At 45.1% G+C, this 24,965-nt stretch carries 21 protein-coding genes; 12 read left to right on the forward strand and 9 right to left on the reverse strand.

Features of this window, described 5'->3' with window-relative positions; translation table 11 throughout:
* Positions 1-38: 38 nt before the first annotated feature.
* The 8 genes from ACWPOD_RS05975 (at position 39) to ACWPOD_RS06010 (ending at position 9,939) form a co-directional block, all read left to right on the forward strand.
* Positions 39-1,508 (forward strand): hypothetical protein, encoded by a 1,470-nt coding sequence (locus tag ACWPOD_RS05975; RefSeq protein WP_005394913.1) that lies wholly within the window; start codon positions 39-41, stop codon positions 1,506-1,508.
* A 160-nt stretch (positions 1,509-1,668) separates the two neighbouring features.
* Positions 1,669-3,153 (forward strand): tetratricopeptide repeat protein, encoded by a 1,485-nt coding sequence (locus tag ACWPOD_RS05980; RefSeq protein ID WP_047009573.1) that lies wholly within the window; start codon positions 1,669-1,671, stop codon positions 3,151-3,153.
* A complete protein-coding gene (locus tag ACWPOD_RS05985) occupies positions 3,137-4,720 on the forward strand; it encodes a diguanylate cyclase (RefSeq protein ID WP_456231673.1) in 1,584 nt (527 codons plus the stop codon). The genes ACWPOD_RS05980 and ACWPOD_RS05985 overlap by 17 nt, the downstream gene beginning before the upstream one ends.
* Before the next feature lie 243 nt (positions 4,721-4,963).
* Entirely contained in the window at positions 4,964-5,344 is a 381-nt protein-coding gene (locus ACWPOD_RS05990; protein ID WP_006741936.1) for a DUF3302 domain-containing protein, read from the forward strand.
* Positions 5,344-6,474 (forward strand): HlyD family secretion protein, encoded by a 1,131-nt coding sequence (locus ACWPOD_RS05995; RefSeq protein ID WP_006741937.1) that lies wholly within the window; start codon positions 5,344-5,346, stop codon positions 6,472-6,474. Before ACWPOD_RS05990 ends, ACWPOD_RS05995 begins: the two co-directional genes overlap by 1 nt.
* Before the next feature lie 337 nt (positions 6,475-6,811).
* Positions 6,812-7,360 (forward strand): ECF-type riboflavin transporter substrate-binding protein, encoded by a 549-nt coding sequence (locus tag ACWPOD_RS06000; RefSeq protein ID WP_005375133.1) that lies wholly within the window; start codon positions 6,812-6,814, stop codon positions 7,358-7,360.
* Between the two features lie 6 nt (positions 7,361-7,366).
* Entirely contained in the window at positions 7,367-9,103 is a 1,737-nt protein-coding gene (locus tag ACWPOD_RS06005) for an ABC transporter ATP-binding protein (RefSeq protein ID WP_456231674.1), read from the forward strand.
* On the forward strand, positions 9,100-9,939 hold the full coding sequence (locus ACWPOD_RS06010; protein ID WP_193447765.1) for an energy-coupling factor transporter transmembrane component T family protein: 840 nt from the start codon (positions 9,100-9,102) through the stop codon (positions 9,937-9,939). Before ACWPOD_RS06005 ends, ACWPOD_RS06010 begins: the two co-directional genes overlap by 4 nt.
* A gap of 124 nt (positions 9,940-10,063) precedes the next feature.
* Here the strand turns inward: ACWPOD_RS06010 and ACWPOD_RS06015 are convergent, their stop codons facing one another.
* From ACWPOD_RS06015 to napG, 4 genes are all read right to left on the reverse strand, one after another.
* Positions 10,064-10,375: a YrhK family protein gene (locus ACWPOD_RS06015; RefSeq protein ID WP_043884592.1), complete on the reverse strand. Its 312-nt coding sequence runs from the start codon at positions 10,373-10,375 to the stop codon at positions 10,064-10,066.
* A gap of 171 nt (positions 10,376-10,546) precedes the next feature.
* Entirely contained in the window at positions 10,547-11,728 is a 1,182-nt protein-coding gene (locus ACWPOD_RS06020; protein WP_048625376.1) for an MFS transporter, read from the reverse strand.
* Positions 11,729-11,930: 202 nt separating this feature from the next.
* A complete protein-coding gene (gene napH / locus ACWPOD_RS06025) occupies positions 11,931-12,785 on the reverse strand; it encodes a quinol dehydrogenase ferredoxin subunit NapH (RefSeq protein ID WP_456231675.1) in 855 nt (284 codons plus the stop codon).
* Complete coding sequence (napG, locus tag ACWPOD_RS06030; RefSeq protein ID WP_015313573.1) at positions 12,785-13,555, reverse strand: ferredoxin-type protein NapG; 771 nt, start codon at positions 13,553-13,555, stop codon at positions 12,785-12,787. The genes napH and napG overlap by 1 nt, the downstream gene beginning before the upstream one ends.
* Positions 13,556-13,949: 394 nt before the next feature.
* Between napG and ACWPOD_RS06035 the strand changes: the two genes are divergently transcribed.
* The gene (locus ACWPOD_RS06035; protein WP_456231676.1) at positions 13,950-14,450 is read left to right on the forward strand and encodes a GNAT family N-acetyltransferase; all 501 of its coding nucleotides are present in this window, start codon (positions 13,950-13,952) and stop codon (positions 14,448-14,450) included.
* Between the two features lie 43 nt (positions 14,451-14,493).
* Here the strand turns inward: ACWPOD_RS06035 and ACWPOD_RS06040 are convergent, their stop codons facing one another.
* Together ACWPOD_RS06040 and ACWPOD_RS06045 are read right to left on the reverse strand one after the other, a co-directional pair.
* Entirely contained in the window at positions 14,494-15,468 is a 975-nt protein-coding gene (locus tag ACWPOD_RS06040) for a phosphotransferase (RefSeq protein WP_456231750.1), read from the reverse strand.
* A 2-nt stretch (positions 15,469-15,470) separates the two neighbouring features.
* Entirely contained in the window at positions 15,471-15,746 is a 276-nt protein-coding gene (locus ACWPOD_RS06045) for a GNAT family N-acetyltransferase (protein WP_164665887.1), read from the reverse strand.
* A 127-nt stretch (positions 15,747-15,873) separates the two neighbouring features.
* Between ACWPOD_RS06045 and ACWPOD_RS06050 the strand changes: the two genes are divergently transcribed.
* Positions 15,874-16,620, forward strand: a complete 747-nt coding sequence (locus ACWPOD_RS06050) for a flagellar brake protein (RefSeq protein ID WP_375222700.1) — start codon at positions 15,874-15,876, stop codon at positions 16,618-16,620.
* 121 nt (positions 16,621-16,741) lie between these two features.
* Here the strand turns inward: ACWPOD_RS06050 and ACWPOD_RS06055 are convergent, their stop codons facing one another.
* The 3 genes from ACWPOD_RS06055 to ACWPOD_RS06065 all read right to left on the reverse strand — a co-directional run bounded on the left by ACWPOD_RS06055 (position 16,742) and on the right by ACWPOD_RS06065 (position 22,383).
* Positions 16,742-17,701, reverse strand: a complete 960-nt coding sequence (locus ACWPOD_RS06055) for a porin (RefSeq protein WP_420664600.1) — start codon at positions 17,699-17,701, stop codon at positions 16,742-16,744.
* Positions 17,702-18,099: 398 nt separating this feature from the next.
* Complete coding sequence (locus ACWPOD_RS06060) at positions 18,100-19,728, reverse strand: methyl-accepting chemotaxis protein (RefSeq protein ID WP_005394881.1); 1,629 nt, start codon at positions 19,726-19,728, stop codon at positions 18,100-18,102.
* Between the two features lie 294 nt (positions 19,729-20,022).
* Entirely contained in the window at positions 20,023-22,383 is a 2,361-nt protein-coding gene (locus ACWPOD_RS06065; protein ID WP_005394880.1) for a Lon protease family protein, read from the reverse strand.
* A gap of 186 nt (positions 22,384-22,569) precedes the next feature.
* On the opposite strand from ACWPOD_RS06065, the gene ACWPOD_RS06070 reads away from it, so the two are divergent.
* On the forward strand, positions 22,570-23,067 hold the full coding sequence (locus ACWPOD_RS06070) for a hypothetical protein (RefSeq protein ID WP_046875772.1): 498 nt from the start codon (positions 22,570-22,572) through the stop codon (positions 23,065-23,067).
* Between the two features lie 85 nt (positions 23,068-23,152).
* Positions 23,153-24,784: an ABC transporter ATP-binding protein gene (locus ACWPOD_RS06075; protein WP_170892730.1), complete on the forward strand. Its 1,632-nt coding sequence runs from the start codon at positions 23,153-23,155 to the stop codon at positions 24,782-24,784.
* Positions 24,785-24,965: the final 181 nt, after the last annotated feature.

Raw genomic sequence — 24,965 nt, forward strand, 5'->3', positions numbered from 1 at the left:
TTATTGCTGGCTGCCCGAATTATCCCGAGGGGGCGATTGTGTCTAACGGCGAACTGCCAAAAGACGCAGATGGGTTACAACTCAACTTTTGTAAAACATTGGCGTGTGACAACTTTGGATTGAGTGATGCAAAGCGTTACGTTCTGCAACATGCTAACCCTAAACGTCCGGCGATGGTATGCCGTGAATGTGGAGCTTTCCCCCCCTTACTTAACAATCGCGATGTCGTGAACGAACTTCATCGCCTGCGACACGTCCACAGTGACGGGTTGCCTGCGTGCCGCAATGATGATTGCGAGAACTTTGGACTATCCGTCCACACACATAAACACCTCTACCACGCTTTCGGTTACAGTGGTGATCGTCAACGTTACCGTTGTAAAGCGTGTCAAAGTACCTTTGTTGATAAATGGTCAGGCGCGAACAAAAAGCTACAATTCCAAGAGAATTTAATGGGCTTATTGTTTACTGGTTACTCTGTACGCGAGATCTGCCGAAAACTCAGTATCAACCCGAAAACCTTTTACGACCATGTTGATCATATTGCGAGTCGCTGTCGCCGTAAATTAGCCACTATTGATGCTCGTTGGGTAAACCACGCAACGCACTATGAATTGGCCTCAAACTATGTTGCATTGCAGCCAAACAGCAATAATGGTGTCTACTGGATTGTTTCCGGTGAAGCGCACTCAGGCTATATTCTTTGTCAACATGTGAACTATTCTGCTGATGAAGAGCCAATCGCCACGCTAGACCATAACCCGTACGACGAGGTCTCTCGTTTTGTTTCCCAAGAGTACACAGCGGAAGCAAGTGAACCGCCAGCGGAACCTTCGAACCTCCTGCGTGAGCGTATTGACCAAAAATACCAAACCATTTTGGCTCGCGGTAACGTGGAAGATCCTCTTGGTAATCTTTCCGTATTCCATTACCCATCTAAAGGGGCATTAGTTCGTCCGCCTTACACATCATACGCTCATTACCTGCATGTACTTGATATGTGTTGCCCCAACAAACGTGTATCTCTATATATGCCTCAAGACCCCCTACTACGTTCGGCAGCACTGAGCGTTTGTTTGTCTCGAATTAAAGAGAAAAATGTCGACTTGATGTACGTAGAAGAAGACGCAAATTGGGACATGAGCACACCTTTTGGCAAGGTCGATATCGCCTATATGAGCTGGTGGCGAGATCGCTGGGCGATCTCCACTCAAGACGAAAGCCACAAAGGCATTTGCTACCTTGCAGGTGATAGAAATGAGCCCGAGAAATGGTTTAACGTTGCAACAACTCGCCATGTGCAGTTCTATCAAAATCGCTTCCAGATCCTTTTCGAAAGCTTCATTAACGAGCCACGTCGCAAATTACGACCTGCTGGAATTTTACCTCTTTTAGATATATTCAGAGCTTGGCATAATTTGTGCTATCAGGATAAGCAGGGTCTTACCGCCGCACAAAGGCTAGAAGTCACTGATGCTCCTTTGACCATCAAACAGCTCCTATCGTAACTATTGGCATTTAGATGTAGTAATTAGGGGCTGTGACAGTATACATTACGGCACCTAATCGTTTACCAAAGCGTTATCCGCATCGTTTTGGTAATAAAACATGCATCTAACCACTTAATATTAGGTGTGAATTCCAGTTCGATAGTCATGGATGTGAACGTTGGATAAAAACCAAATTCAGCTAGAAGATGAGCTCAAAAAGCTTAAAGGCCAAATAAAAACGGCCCCTGAACACACCTTCAGTATTGCGCAGCAATACCGTATCCGCGCGGAGCAAATTTTATTTGTGGATGGTGAAATCAGAGCATTGCTGATAATGGCGCAGTGCTGTTGGTGCCTAATGGATTACCGACAAGGCTTAAAGCTAGTCAAAGACGCCTACAGCAAGCAAACCCAACTTGAAACCGACGACCACCTGCCCGAAATTCTTCATTTATTTGCTCTCCAATATTGGGGACAAGCAAAGTATTACTCAGCCCAACAATATTGGATTAATGCACTCGAACAATCTGCCCTCGTTGATGATATTGAAATTCAAATCGAATCTCTAATTGGGCTTGGCAACGTATGGCGTATCACAAATGAGCATCAACTTGCCGCTTCCACTCATGAGTTGGCGGTTAAAGTGGCAAACAACGTCCGTATTGCTTGGTTGGAAGGCAAAGCTCGTATCCTGTTGGCTTGGGACTATTACTTACTGAATAAGTTTGTCGAAATGCTCACTGTGCTGGATGGTGCAACCGAAGTACTAAAAGATCATGATGACAGCACATGGCAAGCCGAGATCTGGGACTTTAAAGGCCTAGCGCTACTTGGGCTAGAACGCCTTGATGCCGCAGAAGAAGCCACACAAAAGGCCCATAAACTCGCTATTGAACATGATCTAATTTGGATGAAGGCACACTCGTTTATTAGCCGCGCAAGGCTCGAACTCTTGCGCAAAAATACGGATAGTGCAGCAAAGTTATTACTCGCAGCAGAAGAGTCCGCGCTTAGTTTTGACAACGGCGAGCTACTAAGTCAGATCTGCTTTCAGCAATCTCGAGTCGCTGAAGAGCAAGGTGATTTTGAATCAGCGTTTAACGCGTTTAAAAAATACCGTAAACATGCACTTAAAATGCTAAAAGAACAGACTCATCGAGTCAGTATGGATAAAGCACGCGGCTCCAAACGCCAGCTAGAGCAACGAGCGCGTAAGCTGATTAATCGTATCCGTTCTCAACATGAATATGACCCTGAAAAACAGTTTTCTAATGTTGTGTCCGAGACCTACTGGTGGGAACAGTTAGTTCTGTTTAAAACAGAGCTCAAACGCTCCAACCACGCGATCATTATGATTCAGCATGCAAACCCCGAATTTCTCGATGTTTGTACTGAGCTAGTTCATGCATTGACGACCTCAAGTGATCTCATCTCACGAATTTCCAGTGACAGACTAGCTATGTTAATTGCAGAGAAAGGTCAAGCAGCAGAAGATGTCTATCGTACGGTTCAGGCAATGTTAGACATCTATCCATGGAAACGTCGCGGGCTGAAAGGTCCCAAACCGATACTGTATTTGCAAGATATCCTGACCTTCCCATTCACTTTAGAGCAACTCGAAGAAAGCTATATTGAGGTAATGAAGCATGGAACAACTGCTTAGCAAGGTTACTGACGCAGGCATCGATCCTTCTTCCGTCTCTGGTGAAGAAGCGATTACGCTGTGGGAGCACATCGGGTTACATATTGCATCCACGAACCGAGAAAAAGCACATTGCTATATCATTAGTGCCGAGTATCGACGAGAAATTAAACAGCTCAACGACAGCATCGAAGAACTACGACAAGCCCTTGAGTTGCTCGTTTTACCCGACGATGTAGAAGATATTCTGTCTGTAAAAGCAAGCTTGAGTGATCGTTTAGTAGAAGTAGGTGACTACAACGCAGCATTAACCGAGTATGTTGCTGCAACGAATATCGCCGTCGAATATGGCTATATTGATGAGTACGTACTGGCTATTATTGGAATGGGCAATTTGTGCGATGCCTATGGAGATCACCATCGCGCCTTGCGTTATTACCAAAAAATCGATGCGATCGATCACGCAATTAGCAGTCGCTCCCTACGTTTGCGCTACAAGCTTTACATGCTTGCCTGTTACATCAGCTTGAACCGTACCGCAGATGCACAAGAATTATTGAGTGAGTGTGAAGAGCTAAGTATCCTCGTCAGTGATAAAAACCTTGCTGCGCAAATTCATCTCTACCGAGCCAAACTGCATCGTTTGCAAGAGGATTACCCTAACGCATTACTTGCTATCTCTAATGTCCAGTATACGACGGGCAGTGCTACCACGTACTGGTTATCCACGATGGTCAAAATCGAGACCGCATATTGTCTAAACGGTGTCGGACACATCTCTTTAGCCAACTTAGTGCTGGACTCTATCGGTAAGCGAAATCAGAAGCACTCGTCTCCTCTTGTCGCTCAGCATTTTTACAACGCGATGAGTCAAGTTTACGCTTCTCAAGGGTTATTTCAGAAAGCATTAAACTGTGAAAAAAAAGCGTTTCGCATTGAATCTGACCTTGTCAAACACATTCCAATTGGTGAATTGGGTTCCACTCAATTACGTCGACTTTCTCGTTTTGAGCTACAGCTCAAACTCATTTTGTCAGAACTTGAAAACAAAGAACTCAAGGAAACCACCAAACAACATAAGAATACGGTCGCCCAACTACAGCAAGATGTCTTTACTGACCCGCTGACCTCTTTGCACAACCGACGTTGGTTAGAAGTCAAACTCAAAGACCTGCTTTTGCACGATACTGAATTTGCGTTGATGGTCATCGATATTGACCACTTTAAGTCCATCAATGACGAGCTCAGTCACCTTGTTGGAGACAAAGCGATTAAACGTGTGTCTCAAGAATTAGCAGGATACTTCAAATTTAAAGGCGCTTCTTGCGTTCGCTTTGGCGGTGAAGAGTTTCTTGTCATTCTAGAGAATAGCAATCTAGAACGGGCAGAAATGCATGCCGAGAATTACCGCGAACGCATTTATCAATATGGTTGGGACGATATTCTTGGCGAGCGGGGGTTGACCGTATCGATCGGGATTACCTTACATCGAGAAGGAGAGAATACCCAACGAACCTTCTACCGCGCCGACAAAGCCTTGTACCGCGCCAAAGCCAATGGCCGAAACCAAGTCTGTACCGAACTTTAAACCGTGCCCCAACCTTCACTTGGGGCATAACCGTGGCTTTTATTCTCTATTCCTTCCTTTATTACTACTTAGTTTGAATATAGTCGCCTTCACTTCTTATTGTCCCCGAATAGCAATCGATACGGATATCGCATAAACATAATTCAAGTACAAAATAACTTGATTGAACGATAGTTAAGACAAATACTTAAACTGTTCATTTACGTAAGATTTTCCATTAGGTAACAAGCACAGGCAGGTAAGATGTTTCTAGACTATTTTGCACTTGGGTTACTCATCTTCGTTGCTTTGGTGATCTTCTACGGGATTATCGTTATTCACGATATTCCGTATGAAATTGCTAAAGAACGCGAACACCCTCATCAAGACGCAATTCATTACGCAGGCTGGGTTAGCCTTTTCACTTTACATGCACTGTGGCCATTTTTATGGATATGGGCAACATTGTGGCGCAAGGAGCGAGGCTGGGGCTTCAAACAACTTGAGCAAGAAACTCACGACATTCATCACCGTCTTGAAGAGCTCATCGACGAAGTCAACGAACTCAAAAACGAAGTATCGATGTTGAAACAACAAAAGATTCAGCAAAGGCCTTTGACTGAACAAAGTAAAGAGGACGAATAATGGATTTATTGCTGATTCTGACTTATACAGCCCTTTGTATCGCCATTTTTAAAGTCTTTAATATTCCTTTGAACAAATGGACCGTACCTACAGCCGTACTTGGCGGCGTTGTGTTGGTGGGCACACTCGTCCTTCTTATGAACTACAACCACCCATTTACTCAGTTAGGTAACCAAGTGTTCCCAACTACGCCTATCGTCTCTGGTGTACGTGGCCGCGTTGTGGAAGTGCCCGTTCAAGCGAACCAACCGCTCAAAACCGGCGATATTCTTTTCAAAATCGACCCAGTGCCTTTTGAAGCGGAAGTCGCACGCCTTGAAGCGAAAGTGAAAGAAGCAAGCCAAGGCGCGCTGGGTTTAGAGTCTGACTTGAGAGAAACAGAAGCGGCGGTTTTGAAAGCGCAAGCCGATAGAGATAAAGCACAAAGAGAATTTAGCCGATATCAAAGGGGCTTTGATCGCGGCGCATTTACGGAACAAGATTTAGATACTCGACGCCAAGCGTACAAAGCGGCAGAAGCCATGCTAGACGTTGCCATTTTGCAGCAAGAGCAAGCACAGATCGCATTAGAGTCGGAAATCGGCGGTGAAAACACCCAAGTCGCGCAACTTCTCGCTGAGCTGCGTAAAGCAGAGTTTAACCTAGAGCAAACCGTCGTTCGTGCGCCAACCGATGGTTACGTTACGCAATTGGCTTTGCGCCCAGGTGTGATGGCTGTGCCGTTGCCGCTTGCCCCTGCAATGACCTTCGTGCATACCGAAGACATTACGTACACCGCTGCGTTCAGACAAAACTCGCTACAACGTTTGAAGGCAGGCTTTGAAGCGGAGTTTATGTTCCGTGCGATACCGGGCAAGGTATTCCGTGGCGAAGTCATCGACGTGATTCCAGCCATTGGTGAAAGCCAAATTCAAGCCAGAGGTGCTCTGCTTGGTACCGATGCCCTGCGCACAAGCGGACGTGTATTTGCGAAGCTGAAAATCACGGACGATTTGAGCGAATACCACCTACCAATGGGTACCGCGGTTGAAGTCGCCGTTTACTCAGACAGCTTTACTCACGTGTCAGTGATGCGCAAAGTGCTGATTCGCATGAAGAGCTGGCAGAACTATTTGTACCTAGACCATTAATGAACAGCTAGCTCATTCATTTATCGATGAAAATAGTATCAGAAAGTGTAATCGGGGGCTGACAATCAGCCTCCGATTTCATTCTAGCCATCCAGACAGATAGCATTCCCACTTTTATCAATATTCTGTATAATGCGCGCCTTATTTTTAATGCTTGCTAAAAAACAAAGCCAGTCAAAGGGATACGTGAATCAAATCACACATTTCCTGAAGAAAAATAGAGCAAACAATAAGCAACTTGGTTGTTTTGTATATATGTTACACAATCAAATAACCAATGCTTTCCAACAATATAAATGAACGTTCTTTAAAATCGACCATTGAACTGAGGTTATCTATGAATCTTTCTGCTAAAACCGTTGTGGTTATTGCAATCGGTGCTGCTCTTTACGGCATCGGTGGCTTACCTATGTTTGGCATCCCTGTGTTTGCAAACACAACGCTAAAACCAGCCATGGCAGTATTAGCATTGTTCTCAGTACTATTTGGCCCACTTGTTGGCTTTTTGGTTGGTTTTATTGGCCACTGGGTCACTGACCTATTCGCAGGTTGGGGCGTATGGCTCACTTGGGTACTTGGTTCAGGTATTGTTGGTTTGATTATCGGTCTATTCCCTTCTCTAACGCGCTACCGTTTAGAGAAAGGCGATTTCAATATGAAAGACTTCGCGTTATTCGTAGTACTTGCGCTATTAGGCAACGTATTTGGTTACGGTTGCTCTGCATTCCTCGACACGATTTTATACGCAGAACCGTTCACTAAAGTGTTTACCCAGCTTTCTATTATCGCGATCGGTAACACCATTCTTATTGCTATTGTTGGCTTCTTCATTCTTAAGTCTGTCGCTAAACGTAACAAGCAAAGCCGTAACTTAACAGAGGCTTAATGTCGAATGACAATCGAATTTTCTAACTTCTCTTTTAGATATGAGTCGCTGGACAAACCGACGCTAAAAAATATCAATCTAAGGATAGAGAAAGGAGAGAAAATCGTCATTATCGGTCCAAGTGGTAGTGGTAAATCTACCCTTGGGCAATGTCTTAACGGACTGATCCCACACGCAATCAAAGGGGAAACCAGTGGAACATTGACCATCAATGGTCAAGACACCGCCCCTTTCGACATGCACCAATACACTGAGCAAGTTGGCACCGTACTCCAAGATACGGACAGCCAATTTGTCGGTTTGAGCATTGGCGAAGACATCGCATTTGCGCTGGAAAACCAGCTAACTTCTAACATCGACATGTACCCATTGGTCAAAGCCACGGCCAAAATGGTCGACTTGGAACAGATGTTAGATCGCTCTCCCCACGATTTATCTGGCGGGCAGAAACAGCGTGTTTCTTTGGCGGGCATTCTCGTCGATGACGTCGATATCCTTTTGTTTGATGAACCACTAGCTGCGCTTGACCCTAAAACGGGTAAAAAAACCATCGAGATCATCGATGAGCTACACCGCGAAACAGGCAAAACCATCGTAATCATTGAGCATCGTCTTGAGGACGTTCTGCATCGCTCAGTTGACCGTATTATCTTGATGGAAAGCGGCGAAATCATTGCCGATACAACGCCAGATGAAATTTTAGCGTCGCCTCTGCTAGAAGATTACGGCATCCGCGAACCGCTTTATATTTCGGCTCTGAAAGAAGCAGGCTGCGCGATTGAGGGCGATGCAAAACCTTCTAGCTTTACCTTACCGTTGGAGCAATATAAACCAGCAGTACAAGCATGGTTTGATGGTTCAACAGCACAACCACCTAAAACGCCAGCCGAGACTTTGCTTGAAGTCCGTGGCCTCACCTATTCTTACGACGGTGAGAAAAACGCGTTAGAAGACGTGAGTTTTGACATCAAGCGTGGCGAGTTTGTCTCTGTACTTGGCAAAAATGGCTCGGGTAAATCGACCATCACCAAACTGATTATGGGAGTTATTGAAGCGGATAGCGGCTCAATGAGCATGAATGGTCAAGATCTTAACGAACTGACCATCTTCGAGCGCAGCCAGAAAGTGGGCGTGGTGATGCAAAACCCGAATCACATGATTTCCCATCACATGATTTTCGACGAAGTGGCCTTCGGCCTCCGTAATCGTGGCATTGAAGAGAAACAAATCGAAGCTAAAGTACTTGAAGTCCTTGAGCTGTGCGGTTTGAGCAAATACCGTCACTGGCCAATCGAAGCATTGAGCTACGGCCAGAAAAAGCGCGTAACCATTGCGTCAATTTTGGTCTTGGAACCAGAACTTCTGATCCTTGATGAACCGACGGCAGGTCAGGACTACCGGAACTACACGTCTATGCTGAGTTTCATCGAAAAGCTCAATCGCGAGTTGGGCGTAACCGTGATGATCATCTCCCACGACATGCATTTAGTACTGGAATACACCACACGCTCTATCGTGATTGCAGACAGTAAATTAGTCGCGGATGCACCAATGACGCAGGTATTCAGCAGTCCAGAGCTACTAGACCAAGCAAACCTCACCACAACAAGTCTGTTTGAGTTGGCTACGAAAGTTGGCATCGAAGACACCAATGGCTTTATGCAGCATTTTATCAATGTAGAAAAAGCGCACCGCCAACAAAAAAGCAGCGAAGTAAACCAACCAGAGAAAGCGGTGGCATGAAAAACAATAAGATGAAGTTTGGTATCAACTACATCGATACCCAATCGCCACTTCATAAGTTGAATGGCATTACTAAGTTCTTGCTTTTCATTGCTTGGGTAACGGTGGTATTGACCACATTTGACTTGCGAATCATCGCGCTGTTGATCGTGCTTGGTTTAGGCTTATTGAAAATGACCAAAGTGCCCTTTCATGTCTACAAACCGCTGTTATTCGGTACAGGCACGGTATTACTGATCAATGCCCTGTTTATGTTCGCGTTAGCGCCGCAACAAGGTACTGAGTTCATGGGCTCATCAACGGCTTTACTCTCGTTACCCGGTAATTACTCGCTCACTCAAGAGACGTTGTTTTACCTAGTAACAGTGACGTTGAAGTACTTCAGCATGTTCCCAATCGCGTTGGTGTTTGTATTTACCACTCACCCGACGGAGTTTTCAGCCAGCTTGAACCGCTTAGGTGTACCTTACAAAATCGCCTATGCCGTGAGCTTAACGCTGCGCTACTTGCCGGAAGTGAAAAAGGACTTTGTTAACATCATGCACGCGCAACAAGCACGCGGAGTAGAACTGAGTAAGAAGGCTCCGTTGTTCACTCGTATGAAGAACGTGGCGAAGATTCTTGGCCCTCTGATTTTCTCTAGTTTGGACAGAGCAGACCAAATCTCAAACGCGATGACGCTACGTGGTTTTGGTCGTCACTCATCTCGCACTTGGTACAGCCTAAAACCACTTACCAAAGCCGATATGATCTGCATGGCGGGGATTGCCGTGATAGTGATTGCTGCGATCAGCAAGCGTGTTATGGACACACAACTGTTCTGGTATCCGTTTTAAATTCTAAAGCTTCAAACTGAACATAACGTGGTTAGTGTTGTGACCACGTTATGTTTCCCTCTTTCTCCTCGATAACCCGCTCATTAGCCTCTTGCTTGCAGGTGCTCAAAATAGGCGTGTAATTTCAGCGGCTCGTTGATGTGCCAGAAAGTTGCTTATTTAAGCGACCAACATGAACTAAACTCATCAGTTTTATCAGGGGCTTAATGATCAACTGCGCGCTGCCTACGATGAACAGCCAAGTCCCGCTTTCAATCAACGAATCATTCAAAAAGAAAAAGCTACCAATTAAAAACCAAATAGCTATGAGCAGATCGTTGGCAGCACCTAACGCCTCATAGCGACGTTGAATAACGACGTGACGGTTTCCTAGATCTAAATCCAACTCCCTGCCATGTACCTGCACTGTAAAACCCTCCTTAGTGTTTCGACTCATGTTGTACCCGAGTAATTTCAACATACTTAGGTATAAAACCCTAACGGACCCAACAGATATGTACAACCATAGAAGAAACAACATGAGGATAAAGAAAAGGGTGCCTAAGCACCCAAGTCAATAAAGCTGTTAACAGTAATTAGCTTCTATTACTAGATAGTAAGTACCAACTTAGCTCCACTTTAATAAGCGGGTCTCATTGCCCTCTTCTGGCTTCGCTGGAATATTGAGTGACAGCAGTAAGCTCACAGCCGCCATACCTGCACCGATGTAAAATACGCTAGCAGGAGAAACCAGCCAAATCACACCAAACGTAACGGGTATCACAACCGCCGCAATATGGTTAATAGTAAACGCAACCCCAGCGGTCGACGCCATATCGGCAGGATCAGCAATTTTTTGGAAGTAGGTTTTGATAGCAAGCGCTAGCGCGAAGAACAAATGGTCGACAACATACAATGCAGCAGCCCACTCCGCGGTTTGCACCAAACCATAACCGACGAATACGAAGATCAAACCGACGTACTCAAACATCAGCGCTTTACGCTCACCAACAACGCCGATGAAGCGGCCGATTCGCTTCGCAAACAAGAAGTTAAAGACATAGTTGATCAAAAACAGCAAGGTAATGTCTGCGGCAGAGTAGCCAAACTTCTCTACCATCAAGAAGCCAGCGAAAACAGTGAAAATCTGACGGCGAGCACCACTCATAAACGTGAGCGCATAGTACAACCAGTAACGTTTACGCAGAATGAGTTTCTTGTTTTGAGGCACTTTTGTTTTAAATTGAGGGAAAGCAAATGCCATCACCAAAATAAGCACAAAACCTAGGCCACCAGCCATTAAGTAGACCGTTTTAAAATCAAGTTTGAGCTGTTCGAGCGAAACCCAAATCACACCGTAGGTAAACAGAGAAGCCAAAGCCCCAACAGAAATAAATTTACCCAACATTTCCGGGGCTTCTTCTTTCGATAGCCATTGTAAAGACAAAGACTGCTTTAGTGTTTCAAAGTAGTGGAAACCGGTGGACATTAACAAGGTGGTAAAAAGTAGACCGTATAAAGTGGGAAAATAACCTGTTAATGCCGTACCAAGCGTAAGCATCGCCAAAGAGACGAGCATAAAGCGTTGTTCACGGATAAAAAGTAAAACGAATACCGCAGTGAAAGCTAGAAAGCCAGGTACTTCCCTAACACTTTGAAGTAAACCGATATCAGCGCCATCAAAGTTCGCTTTCTCGATAACAAAGTTGTTCAACAACGCCATCCAGGTAGAAAAAGCAATGGGCACGATAATGGAAATTAACAGGAGGAAATTTTGCGGCGTTCTCCAGCCTTGCGATGAGGTAGTCATGATGTTTCCTTTAAATATGAAGGCATCATCATAGCTTCAAATGTAACAAATTCGCAATATCATTATTATTTTCAACCCAAACCAAGCAGATATTGCATAGGGATATTGTTATGAAGATAAACATCGCACTCAATTCCTTGGCTAAGCGCGATGTTGTAATATCGAGAGAAATAGGTAAAACGCCAGTGATGAGGCTCGTAACTTAATCGATATTCTTTACTGTTAGACGATTCTTAAATTCAAACACATGTTCTGGACACACATCCAAACAGCGGCCACAACTAATGCAGTTTTGATCCATAACTCGACGCTCTCCCTCTTTCAATGGTTGTCGAAGCACCTCAGGTTCTGGGCAGACGTAAAAGCAATCCATGCATTTGGTGCAATCTTCGCGGCGAACAGCGGTAACGCGCAACAGGCTTTTTCGGCCTATCACGCCATAGGTAGCTCCCAGTGGACATAAGTGCCCACACCACCCATGCTCAACCAAGAGTAAGTCCAGTACGAACACCAGTGCGATCAGCATCCAACCTGCGCCCATACCAAACACCAATCCGCGATGCAGTGCCGCCACTGGATCTAACCATGTCCAAAGAATCGCGCCAGACAGCGCGCTGCCCAACATCAAAACAGGGATCAGCCAATAGCGAATAGCAGGAGACCAACGATAGCTCGCTTTAATGTTGAACTTTCGGCGCAGCCACGCCGCTAAGTCCGTCACGATGTTCAACGGGCACACCCACGCACAAAATGCGCGCGGTGCTAAAATCGCGTAGAACACCACGACAATCACTACGCCTAACAGCGCATTAAACTCCGGGATATGCCCTGTCGCCAAAGCTTGAAGCAAAATTAACGGGTCACTTAACGGCACTGCATCGAGCAACATACTTGATGACAGATTACCGGTTAGAATTCCCAACGTCGGCCCAGCCATAAACAGCGCAATGATGGTGAGCTGGCATAGTCTGCGTAAAATCAAAAACCGATGCGCGCGCCACCAGCCAAGCTTTTCAACCGCTTCTTTGCCAGCATTTTGAGCTAAGTTCTTTGCCATTACTTACCTCCTTTTAGCGATTCAAGCGCACCTTCCGGTACAGGCGTCTCACTAGGGAGGATATTTTCGAGTGGTTTGTCGATCTCTTTCCAACCAAAATTGTAGTGACTGCCCACTTTGCCTTTCGCCAAATCCGTCGGGACGACTTTAATAGCAGCGACATCCAACACGCACGCTTGTTCGCACTTACCGCATCCGGTACACACTTCGGAATTCACTGTTGGGATAAGTTTGGCGTGATAACCGGTTCGGTCGTTGTGAACCATCTCTAATGTGATGGCTTCATCAATCAGCGGACAAACGCGATAACAAACGTCGCATCGTAGCCCTTGCCAGTTAAGGCAAGTTTCATGGTCAATAAGAACCGCTGTACCCATTCGAGCATCATCAATATCGGTTAGTTTCGGATCCAGCGCCCCACTCGGGCAAGCGACAACACAAGGAATGTCTTCGCACATTTCGCAGGGAATATCGCGCGCAGTAAAGTAAGGAGAACCAGTGGCTACAGGAGAAAGTAATGTCGCGAGTTTCAATGTGTCGTAAGGGCATGCTTGAACACACAAGCCACATCGAATACAGGCTGATTCGAAATCGCCTTCTGGCAAAGCACCGGGTGGGCGAATAGGCACACCTTTCGTTTCTCGAGCTTGGCTTTGCAGCGATTGTAAGCCCAACACACACGCCGCTGCGCCAACGCCTGCCGCAGTTCGGACAGTATCACGCAAAAATCGACGCCGACTTTGCGATGTTTTAGACTGAGAGGATTTCATGCTATTTCCTCAACGAAACTCCTTTATCAAGTTAAGCATAAATAGCGCTAAACGTACCTCTTCCCCATACCTCATAAGAGGTAACTCCACCCTCAATTGATTCAAGTCAACTGATATACAGTGCCGTCGTCACAGTTTGAATATTTCCATTTATTTCCTCCAACATGAAATTCACCACGATACTCTGCCGTGCACGCCATTTTCAGTACAATAATTCAACGCCTTTGCAATCTATTCGCTAAATTCAAAGATAAATGACTACTAAAATTTAGAAAAACATCGCTATAACAGCCTAATTTAAAAGGTGTTTATCTCTCAAACTTAAAAAACACTATCCAAAATAAGGAACTGTGGTTAGATTGAAAATTAATACTAAAAAGCGAAGGAGAGAAGCATGGAAATTATCGTACGTCCAACAACCGTTGAAGACGCAGCGGCACTCGTAGAAATCTATTCACAACCAAAAGCACAACGTGAAACCCTGCAACTCCCAAAACCTTCGCTCGCAATGTGGGTGGAACGATTGTCAAATATGCCCGCTGGCGTTTACAGCTACGTCGCTGAAATCGATGGTAAAGTAGTGGGTAACATTGGCTTTCATCACTCGCAGCGTCCAAGAACAATGCACACAGCATCATTTGGCATCGGAGTGCATGACAGCTTCCATGGGCTCGGTATTGGTAGCAAGTTGATTGAAACAGTCACTGAACTGGCAGATAACTGGCTAAACGTGAGAAGAATTCAGATAGAAGTCAACGCCGATAATGGCGCCGCCATTGGCCTGTACAAAAAGCATGGATTTCAAATTGAGGGCGAAGCGATTGATGGCTCCTTCCGAGATGGCGCGTTCATCAATACCTATTACATGGCACGTATCAGGCCAAGTAAAAAGTAAATCAAAGCCTCCTAATTGGAGGCTTTTCTTTTTAAACTTCTACTCACTTTCGTAAGTGAGCCAGCGCTCTGCGAGTCAATGCTTCTGTGTAAGGATTGATCTTCCAGTGATCGGGGCTCCAACCTTTCACAAATCGTTGAAAGTCAGCCCACGCAACCGCAAACAAAGGACGCCATTCGCGCTCGACTTCATTGGGGTCGAGATTCGGCTGATAAACCATTAACGCCTGTTGCAACTGAGCAAAATACGTGTCCAAAACCCAAACTTCCATCTCTGCACAACGTTCTGGCTTGACGGCGCTGCTCATGAACAGTGCTACGTCTTTCATCGCACAACCATGTCCAACGTATTGAAAGTCGACCGCAGCAACGCTTGATTCTTCTCGATCAAAACAGAAGTTAGCCAATTTGGCATCACCGTGTATAAGCGTCTTGAACTTGGCTTGCGAAAGCGTTTGATCAATTAATTGAGCGGCATTTTTTAGCTCGGTGTCTTGCAGCACCTCAAGCTCATCAGGTCTGGTTGCCAAGTGCCAATACGTGCCGATATGCCACAGCTTATCCGAGCGAACACTGATGTAACGCGCATGAAAGTTCGCCAACCAAGCAAGGCAGGCTCGTAGATGCTCTAGCTTTGCATCGGTGATGACTTTTGGAAAGCCCGCCTCGGCGAGGTCTTCCATCACAATTAGCCATTCATTCTCCGATTGGAATGTTTTTAGACCTTGTGGTACTCGGCAGCGAGTGCTCACCTCTCTGGAAAAATGCGTATACCAATTCACTTCCACCTGATAAGAGTGCAGCTTTCTTTGGTGAGATCGGTCAGTATTCCAACCTCTTGGATGCTCTGAAGGCTTAGGGAGTTTTACATGCTTAATGATCACCGAACAAGTTGAATAAGTAACTCGGACTAACTCACCATAGCCTCCCCATAGCGATTGTATGACTTCTACCGATTGATAATTCCCGAGCTTTAGCTCCTGGCCAATGCTTTGGTAACGTTGGTGGTTGTCGTTCATCATCATGCAAGCAGATGTGACCAGGCTTGGTTTTTCTCCATATAATGAATGACATATGGACAGACTGGTTTGATTTTATAACCGAATGCCTCAATTTCTGGCAATACCGCTTCCATCATCACTTTTCCGTACCCTTTACCTCGTAATGCTTCAGGAACTACGGTTGATGTGATGTGCATGACATTATTCTCAAGCTGATAAACCACCTTGGCTTTATAACCGTGTTCTAAATCAACCCAAAATGTGTTGTTTTCAACTTCATGAGTTACTTTATGCATATCTTGCTCTCTAATTTTTGTTACGGATTGATTGAATCAAACTATATCACTGAATAGAATCAACACCATGCGGAAGTGCTCTGTCACTTCACGCCCTTACCTTCTCAAATCAGGTACGACAATAATAATGAGAAATATGAGCCCTATTGCCAGAGACGGCAAACTACCTCTGCAAAGCAAGAAGGCACCCGAACGTCAGGCAAGTACACTAAATAGCACCGATGCAATGGCAATGGTCGAACATGGCAGTGAAGTAAGTTTAAACGTCACGACACCTGTTGGTACCAAGTTTATTACAACCAGCACATTTGTCGGCTGTCACTCAAATAATACCGCATTGATAGAGGTTCCGAACATCTCCGATGAGGACTTGAAATTCTATTTTCAAGAAGGCTTTTGGATCAATGTAAAAGCGTACTCTCATCGAGGGGAAGGTGCTGTCATTCCATTTCGGGCGCAATTGCAGCACCGACTCGGCGACCCGTATCCAATTTTAGTGCTAAGTCTACCTAACACCATGCAGGTCTTTCAGCTTCGTAAAGAAGTACGTTACGAAGTGAATTTGAGAGCGCGCGTTTGTTTAGAAGCCTATCGAACTGAATGCGAGATAAGAGATTTATCTCGTAGTGGGTGCCGCTTTGTGACATCACCAATGAGCCGACCACTTCAGGTTGGTGATCGCGTTTCATTGGACCTAACCATGCCCGGTGAAAGCCACATGCTCGCGCCATTGCGAGGTCGTATTTGTAACTTACAAAAATCGACACACCATGCTCGCTATGGAATGGAGTTTGATGAGGTTGGTAAAATCAACGCTAAAAGCCTCCTGAGTCACCTAAAATTTGATGGGACTAAACTCACACTAAAAAGGTAGCTTTGATAACGAGCACCAAGCATCGGCAGTTTTAATACCCGGAAAACAAGAAACCCCTTACTGTAAAGTAAGGGGTTTTGTTTACTAAGAATAAGGCAGTATCTTAGATAACAGTTTCGACTTAGAAGTCGTAACGTAGACCTAGCGCTAGCTCATCTTTTTCATCAGCGCCTTCGTTATCCATTAGATCGAAGTTGTATGATGCGTAGCCACGGAAGTTAGGCTTGAAGTAGTAAGTAACATCAACAGCTAGGTTTTCTACAGTATCAGCATCTTCTAGCTCACCTTTGTTGAACGTAGAAGTAAATACAGTTTGACCCATAGTGTATGATGCAGCTAGTTCGTAGCCTTTGTAATCCGCAGACTCACCTGCAACATCCACGTCTGCGCCTGTGTAGTTACCAGCGAAGTAGAAATCACCTACAGAGTATGCAGCAGCAAGCATGAACTCATCACTATCGTTTTGGTCTGCATAACCAGCACCTAGTTCAATACCAGTATTAGCAAATGCGTAGATACCAGATAGAGAGAAGCCATCTTCCTCGTTGTCTGTAAAGCCTTGTGCATCTGTTGTGCGATCAGCAAAGCGGTAGCTAGCACGTACAGCTAGTTGCTCGAATTGGCCTTTGTAAGACAGCATGTTGTCTGTACGGTCAGATACAGGCAGTTTAAGTGCTGCAGTGTTACCGTGGTAAGCCATAATATCGGTAAAATCAGTAAGAACGAATAATGCACCGTCGTTTTTACCGTAAGTTACTTCACCGTATTTACCGCCTAGGCCTGCGTAAGCGTAACGAGTTTCAAGATCACTGTTGTTATCTACGGCACCTTCTTCTTTTGTTTCGAACTCACCTTCCCAAAAACCAACACCGTATAGGTTTTCATTGATTTCCTGTTTGCCTAGGAAGTTAAGACGGATGCGAGTACGGTCTTTTGCCTTACCATCCATCATAGAAAGACGCGCTTCAGCGCGGCCGCCCATCTCAAGAGAAGTGCCATCTTGGTTGTATAGTTCTGAAGCGACAACTTGAGATCCTGATGCCATTAGCGCCACTGCTACAGCTAAAGTTTTTAATTTCATTGTTATTTTCCATATCATTGTTTTATATGTATTTTCTCACCAGAAAAACAGGACTTTTCTGTACCAACGAGAAAACTGGCGGCATAGTAGCAGCTGTTATTTTTCACGCAACGCGTTGAATAAACAGCACTTATAGAAGAAAACACCAAGTAAAATGACGATATGAATACCTCTCAACCATCAAGTTATCGGTTGAGGTAAAAAAATCGTTCGCGTCAAAAAAAAATTGACGCAAAAAATGTAAAAACAATCTCATTATATGTGATTTTGCTCGCAAAATATTTTCACTAAATGACTGTTTTAGATAGACTTCCTGATTTTAAATCAGTTTCTCACAAACAAAAAAATCCCCAAGCAATAGCTCAGGGATTTATACATTTTGTTAGGCGAATAGCGAATTAAAGCTTAAAGAAGCTCAATTGCTCTTTCTGCTTCTCTGCAAGTAATGAAAGCTCAGTACTCGCGCTTGCGCTTTGACTGATACCCGCCACATTCTGGTTAACCAGTTCAGACATGTTAACCACGTTTCGGTTGATGTCTTGAGTGACTTGAGACTGCTCTTCGGCTGCGGTTGCCACTTGCGTGTTTGAATCGTTAATGTTGGCTACCGACTCGGTAATACCAACCAATGCCTCATTCGCTTGTTGCGTCAGTTCGTTGTTACGACTCAGCATGTCTAGGCTGACTTGCATGCTGTCATTCGCAAGCCCAGACTGCGCTTGAAGTTCTTCAATAATCGTTTGGATCTCTTGAGTCGAGTCTTGCGTGCGTGCCGCGAGCATACGTACTTCATCCGCAACAACCGCAAAACCACGACCAGACTCACCAGCACGCGCAGCTTCAATCGCAGCGTTCAATGCGAGTAGGTTGGTCTGCTCAGAGACACCGCGAATTACTTCAATAACGTCGTTGATCTGAACCGACTGCTCTTTTAAACGCAGTACCACTTGCGCTGCATCGTTCAATGCCTGAGACATCTGTGCGCTTGCTTCTGCGCTCTCTTGGAAGATAGCCAGACCTGATTGCGCAAGACCATCAGCTTCGCGAGCTGTCGAATCCGCAGACGTTGCGTTATCGCTCACGTTGTTTGCCGTGCTAGCAAGTTCATTAACAGCAGATGCAACTTGTTCGATCTCAGCTAGCTCTAGCTGAGCATTCGCTTCTGCTTGCGTCATTACTGCGGCAAGCTCAGTCGAGGCCGAGGCAACCTCTTCACTAATACGAGTTAGCTGGTCGACCGTGTTATAAAGCTGTTCTGCTGTTTGGTTAACATCTTTGCTCAGCTTCGCAATTTCGTTATCACCATCTACATCTGCGCGAACTGATAAGTTGCCCATTGCCAACTGACGCATCACTTCTTGAAGTTTTTGAATAGGCGTAACAATCATGCCTGATAAGATCCACGCCCCGACCAATGAGAACGCAAATACCGCAAGAACTGTCAGCATAGCGTTGTTTTGTACACGCTCATTCTGTTGATGGCTTCTTATGGTTGACTGCTCTGCTTGGTCATTCACATGCTTCGACAGAGTATTGATTTGTTGAACCATTTCTCGGCCAACATTACGGTACTCTTTAATGAATGCACGGTACTCACTGTCCGACTTCAAGCCTTGATCGTACTGGTTAAAGAAAGCCACTGAGCGCTCTGAATATCGAACATAGGCTTCGATCGCTTGGCGAACTTTAATCGCATCTTCACGAAACAGATTACGAGCTTCAATCGCACTTAAATCAGCTTCAACCTGCTTTAAGCCTTCTTTCAATTCATTAAGAAAATTTTCACGACGGGAAGCGTCGTAGATAGCGTAAACCGCTGTAATACGAAGTGGATAAATTTCATCGTCAATACGCGCCAAAGTGTCTTTATGGAAAACCAAAGACTCTTGGTTGGAAGCAATAACATCTTGCTCAGCTTGAAGATTGTTTTTAGTAATCCACAAAGCAATAAACAAAACAATCGCGGTAAATAATACCGGAACCAAAATTTGCGTTCGTACTGACAAATTTTTCAGTGATAACTGCATGACTGGACCTCAGTTGTATGCGTGATGCCTATATCCAAACGAACTCAAGCAACTCTCAATACTGAAGCTGCATTTCGGTTATTTGAATATCTATGCTTCCTTGCGACGGGAAAGTTCCCAGACGAATAAACAAGTGGCGAATATTAGAGGTCGATCACACTTTTGTCTAGTACAAAAAGTCCCCATTTTCAATCTGTTATTGACAATATCCCGACAGTGGTGTCGGGATATTGTCGTTATGATGAATTGTGATCACTTATGATGAGATACATTCACATTTAGGGCGGTTTTAGGCTATTTTCTCAACGAATTGAGCTTAGCTTGAGCAAGGCCAAAAATCGTATCTATTGGATAAGAACCTTCATCGGTTGGCTCACCGGCGACTTTCCCCGTGAACAGCTCGATGGCTTCAGTGACATGATCAATCGCCCAAATATTAAACTCACCTTTTTCTACTGCTTTCACGATGTCGGAACGGAGCATCAAGTTATGAACATTAGATTGCGGGATAATGACCCCCTGCCCTTCATGACGACCTTTAATCACACACACATCGTAAAAGCCTTCAATTTTTTCGTTCACACCACCAATCGGCTGAGCTTCACCAAACTGATTCATCGAGCCTGTAATCGCAATGTCTTGTCGGTTTGGTTGCTTTGAAAAAGCAGACACTACAGCACATAGCTCTGCCATGCTGGCACTATCACCGTCGACACCACCATAAGATTGCTCAAACGTAATCGTTGTGGTTAATGGTACTCGCGCCGTTTTACCAAATACGGAAGACAAGTAGGCCGATAGAATCATCACGCCTTTAGAGTGAATACTGCCGCCCAAATCCACACTGCGTTCGATATCGATAACATCCCCATCGCCGTAACACGTCGTCGCGGTGATGCGATTCGGCGCGCCAAACATGTAGTCGCTGGTGCTTAATACCGAGAGGGCATTCACTTGACCGATAGCCTTCCCTTCAGTGCGAATCAAGGTTGTACCGTTGACAAACGTTTCCATCACATTGTCGCGTAATCGGCTCACTCGCATTTCTTGGTTCTTGAGCGCCTCTTCCACATGACCGATACGGATCATGTTGGAGTTGGCTTGACGAGCAACGTAGTTTGACTCACGTAATAAATTCGCAATATTGGCAGAGTGGAGTGATAGCTTGGTTTGATCACCAGACAAGCGTGAACTGTATTCGATAATCCGTCCCATGGACTTTCTATCACAGTGCAGCATATTGTTGTCGTTCACGACGCTAGAAATAAAGCGCGCATAGTGCAGTTCCGACTCTGGCGTCCGCTTCATCTCATCTTCAAAATCCGCTGTCACTCGGAACAACTCACTGAACTCTGGATCGTAATGCTGCAGCAATTGATAAGTTCGGTAGTCACCAAACAGAATGATTTTAATGTCGAGCGGGATAGGCTCGGGATCGAGTGATACCGCCCCTGTCAATGTCACTTCTTTTTCTAGGGAGGTAAAGCTCAATTGACGAGCACGCAGTGCGCGCTTCAAACCATCCCAAACGTAAGGCTGTTCAAGCACTTTCTGTGCATCCATTAACAGAACGCCGCCATTCGCCTTATGCAAACTCCCCGCACGAATCAGCGAAAAGTCGGTAAACACGGTTCCCTTGAAAGTGGCTGTCTCAATCGAACCGAAGAGCGAATGGTAATTGGGGTTTTCTTCAACAACGATAGGAAAGTCACTGCTGTTGCGGCTTACCAAGACGTTCACTTTATAACGACGTGGTAATTTTTTATCCAACGACGCCGTCGCAATTTCGCCTTGCTCACCACTTTGGTCAAGGAAGATATCTGCGTTTTCAACAATATCTTTTTGCAGCTCAGTTAAGTACGTTTTGATTTCAGAATATTCCGCGTAATCCACTTTGAGCTTTTTAATGAAGTGAGTAATCACATCGAGCGTCACTTCATCATTAAGCTTTTTGATTTTGTCGCTGTAAGTTTCTTCCCACTCTGTGAGTTCACGGACCATCGAACGTAACCGCACTTCGAGTTCATCAATAGCATCGCTGAACTGCTCTTGCTCTTTCTTACTTAGTGCATCAAAAGACTCTTCCGTATGAAGCTCGTCACCATTCATGGCGACAAACTGATAATCACCTTGTGTGGTAAGCGTCAAGCTAATGCCTTTCTCTTTTGCCTCTCGGCTAATGCGGTCCAGCTCGTTTTGTTGCTTCGCTGCCAATTGGTTTTTTAATCGCTCAGCTCGGCTAAAGTACATTTCATTGTCGAACGCTAGGGGTAAAGCATTCAGTAGTTTGCCCATTAAGGCTTCAATATCAACACGTAACTTATTCCCGATACCACAAGGCAGCTTCAACACCTTGGGTGTACGGGTATCTTCAAAGTTCGCAACGTAACACCAATCAAACAAGGCTGCTGCATCGTGCTGGTGACGATTCAGATAGCGCAGGATCATGGTGCGTTTACCTAGCCCATTCTGACCAATGGCGTAGATGTTATACCCTTTCTCTTTGATGGACATCGCAAACTCGACCGCTTTTTGCGCGCGCTCTTGGCCCACAATCTCATCAATTGGAGGTAACTCCTTGGTCGACTTACATGGCATATTCTCTAGATCTGCTACAGAATATAGCTGCTTAGCTTCCAATCTTAGTATTGCCATATCCACTTCCTTTTTCTTATTTTCGTCATTTGAGTGTAGAGATTATTTGCTTAATTTTAAGTGATTTACCTTCCACCCTAGTTTGATTGGACATTTTATGAGCATAAAAGTGATATCAATACCCACTTGCAATTGATAATCAATTTCATTTAATATCAAAACAAATCAACTCTTGTGGAGATGGACATGAATATTGAGCAATGCTGGATGCGCTACTTGAAAGCAGAGCAATTGATGGAACAAGGCCACTGGCCCGAGGCACATCGTTTATACGACGATGTACTCAGCAATCTACCGAACCACATTCATTCGGCGCTCGAAAATGCTCAAACCAAACCTTGTCAGTTTGTCTGTCTTATCACCGGGCTTAGAGATGCATGCGTCGCACAATCGGAGATTCTCAACAAACTCGGATTACAGCACGATGCTTTTTCAACACTCAATCAAACGTACGCACTGTTCCAATTCTTGCAACTAGAGAATCATGAACTTATTGAGCGTGTGGGTCATTTACTTGGTCAACAAAGTGAAGACTTGTTAGCTCATATGGCGGCATTTTGCTCTGCTCAACGCAATGCTCAATGGATGATTGAGCTAGACCATGTGACGCGCGCACATGAGCAGTTTTTGCATTTACAAGCGATGAGTTCGGCAAAGTCTTCGCCTTCTCACCTTTATAATTAATCTAAAGCCCAAGCATTGAGGCCAGCTAGGTTTGTGCTGTCCATTGCTTGAGTATCATTTGCTTTATCAACCACAAGGATCTGTGATGTCTTCTAAAACCATTCTTTCGGTGAATAACCTATCGGTCAGCTTTACGACAAACGATGGGATCGTCGATGCAGTAAAGAATGTTAGCTTCGACTTAAAAGCAGGCGAGACGCTTTCCATCGTTGGCGAGTCTGGGTCTGGCAAGTCAGTATCAACCAATGCACTGATGAAACTATTGCCAGACAACGCTATTTTGCATACGAACTCATCCATCATGTTTGAGGGTAGCTCCATCTTGGATAAAACGGAGCGTGAAATGCAAAGCATTCGCGGTGATCGTATCGGTATGATTTTTCAAGAGCCGATGACCTCACTGAACCCATACATGCGGGTGGGGATCCAAGTTGCTGAGGCCATCATGTGCCACCGTCCAGTGGATAGACGGAAAGCCAAAGCGAGAGTGTTAGAGCTGTTTGAACTGGTTCACATGCCAGAGCCAGAGAAAGCGTACAGCAAATATCCGCACGAGTTTTCTGGCGGTCAGTTGCAACGCATCATGATTGCAATGGCACTGATTAACGAACCCGATATTTTAATTGCCGACGAACCAACCACCGCGTTAGATGTCACGGTTCAAGCAGAAGTGCTGCACCTGATTAAAGAAATTCAGGCTCAGATGGGCATGGCGATACTTTTTATTACTCATGATTTAGGCGTTGTAAAACACTTTGCCGACCGTGTCATTGTGATGTGTAAAGGGGAAGTCGTCGAAGAAGGCGAAACGCAAACACTCTTCGAAGACCCAAAGCACGAATACACACGTATGCTGATCAACTCGATTCCAAAAGGCAGTAAGGACCCTATTAGCGAGAGTGCTACACAACTATTAAAAGCTGACGATATACGAGTCAAGTTCTTGATAAAGTCGCATTTTATTGCCAGTAAAAATGAGTACTTCGAAGCGGTAAAAGGCATTTCTCTTGAGCTCAAACAAGGGGAAACACTCGGGATTGTTGGGGAATCCGGTTCAGGCAAGTCTACCCTCGGCCGCGCACTGATAGGCCTCCTGCCATCCACAGGTAAAATCGAATACAAAGGCCAAGATATGGCTTTGCTGACAAACAAAGAACGTTTTGAGCTGAAAAAAGACGTTCAGATGGTGTTCCAAGACCCTTATGGTTCACTTTCTCCTCGTATGACTATCGGCGAGATCATCACTGAAGGATTAACTGTCCACCAGCCAATGTTGAGTAAAAAAGAACGTATGCAGAAAGCACGCGACGTGCTTCGAGAGGTTCGCTTAGATCCCGCGTCCATCAACCGTTATCCGCACGAGTTTTCGGGAGGCCAACGTCAGCGTATTGCTATCGCGCGAGCACTGATCCTTGAACCTTCGTTTATTTTGCTTGATGAGCCGACCTCTGCATTAGACCGCTCGGTGCAACTGACAGTGATTGATCTCCTGAAAGATTTGCAGAAAAAGCATAATATTGGCTACTTGTTTATTAGCCACGATCTATCAGTAGTTAAAGCACTCTCTGACCGTGTTCTAGTCATGCAAAAGGGCGAGGTCATGGAACAAGGTACGGCCGAAAATATTTTCCAAAACCCTAAAAATGACTACACGAAAAAACTGATAGATGCCTCATTTGATCTTGAAAACAGTGAAAATCAGCACAATGCGGCTTAGGTTCATCACAGTTTCATATTCATAAACTAGGATTAAGAAAAGGTGATGATTTCATCTTGTCTTAAGAATGGCGTAGCTGCCTTTCGGTTTGGCCGCCGAGACTGGTTGGTTCAAGAGTCAGACTTAGTCAACCTGGCTCACATACAGGCAAACAGTATGAATTGAGTTCCCCCAACCATGA

The sequence above is a fragment of the Vibrio sp. JZG120 genome (assembly GCF_053890955.1).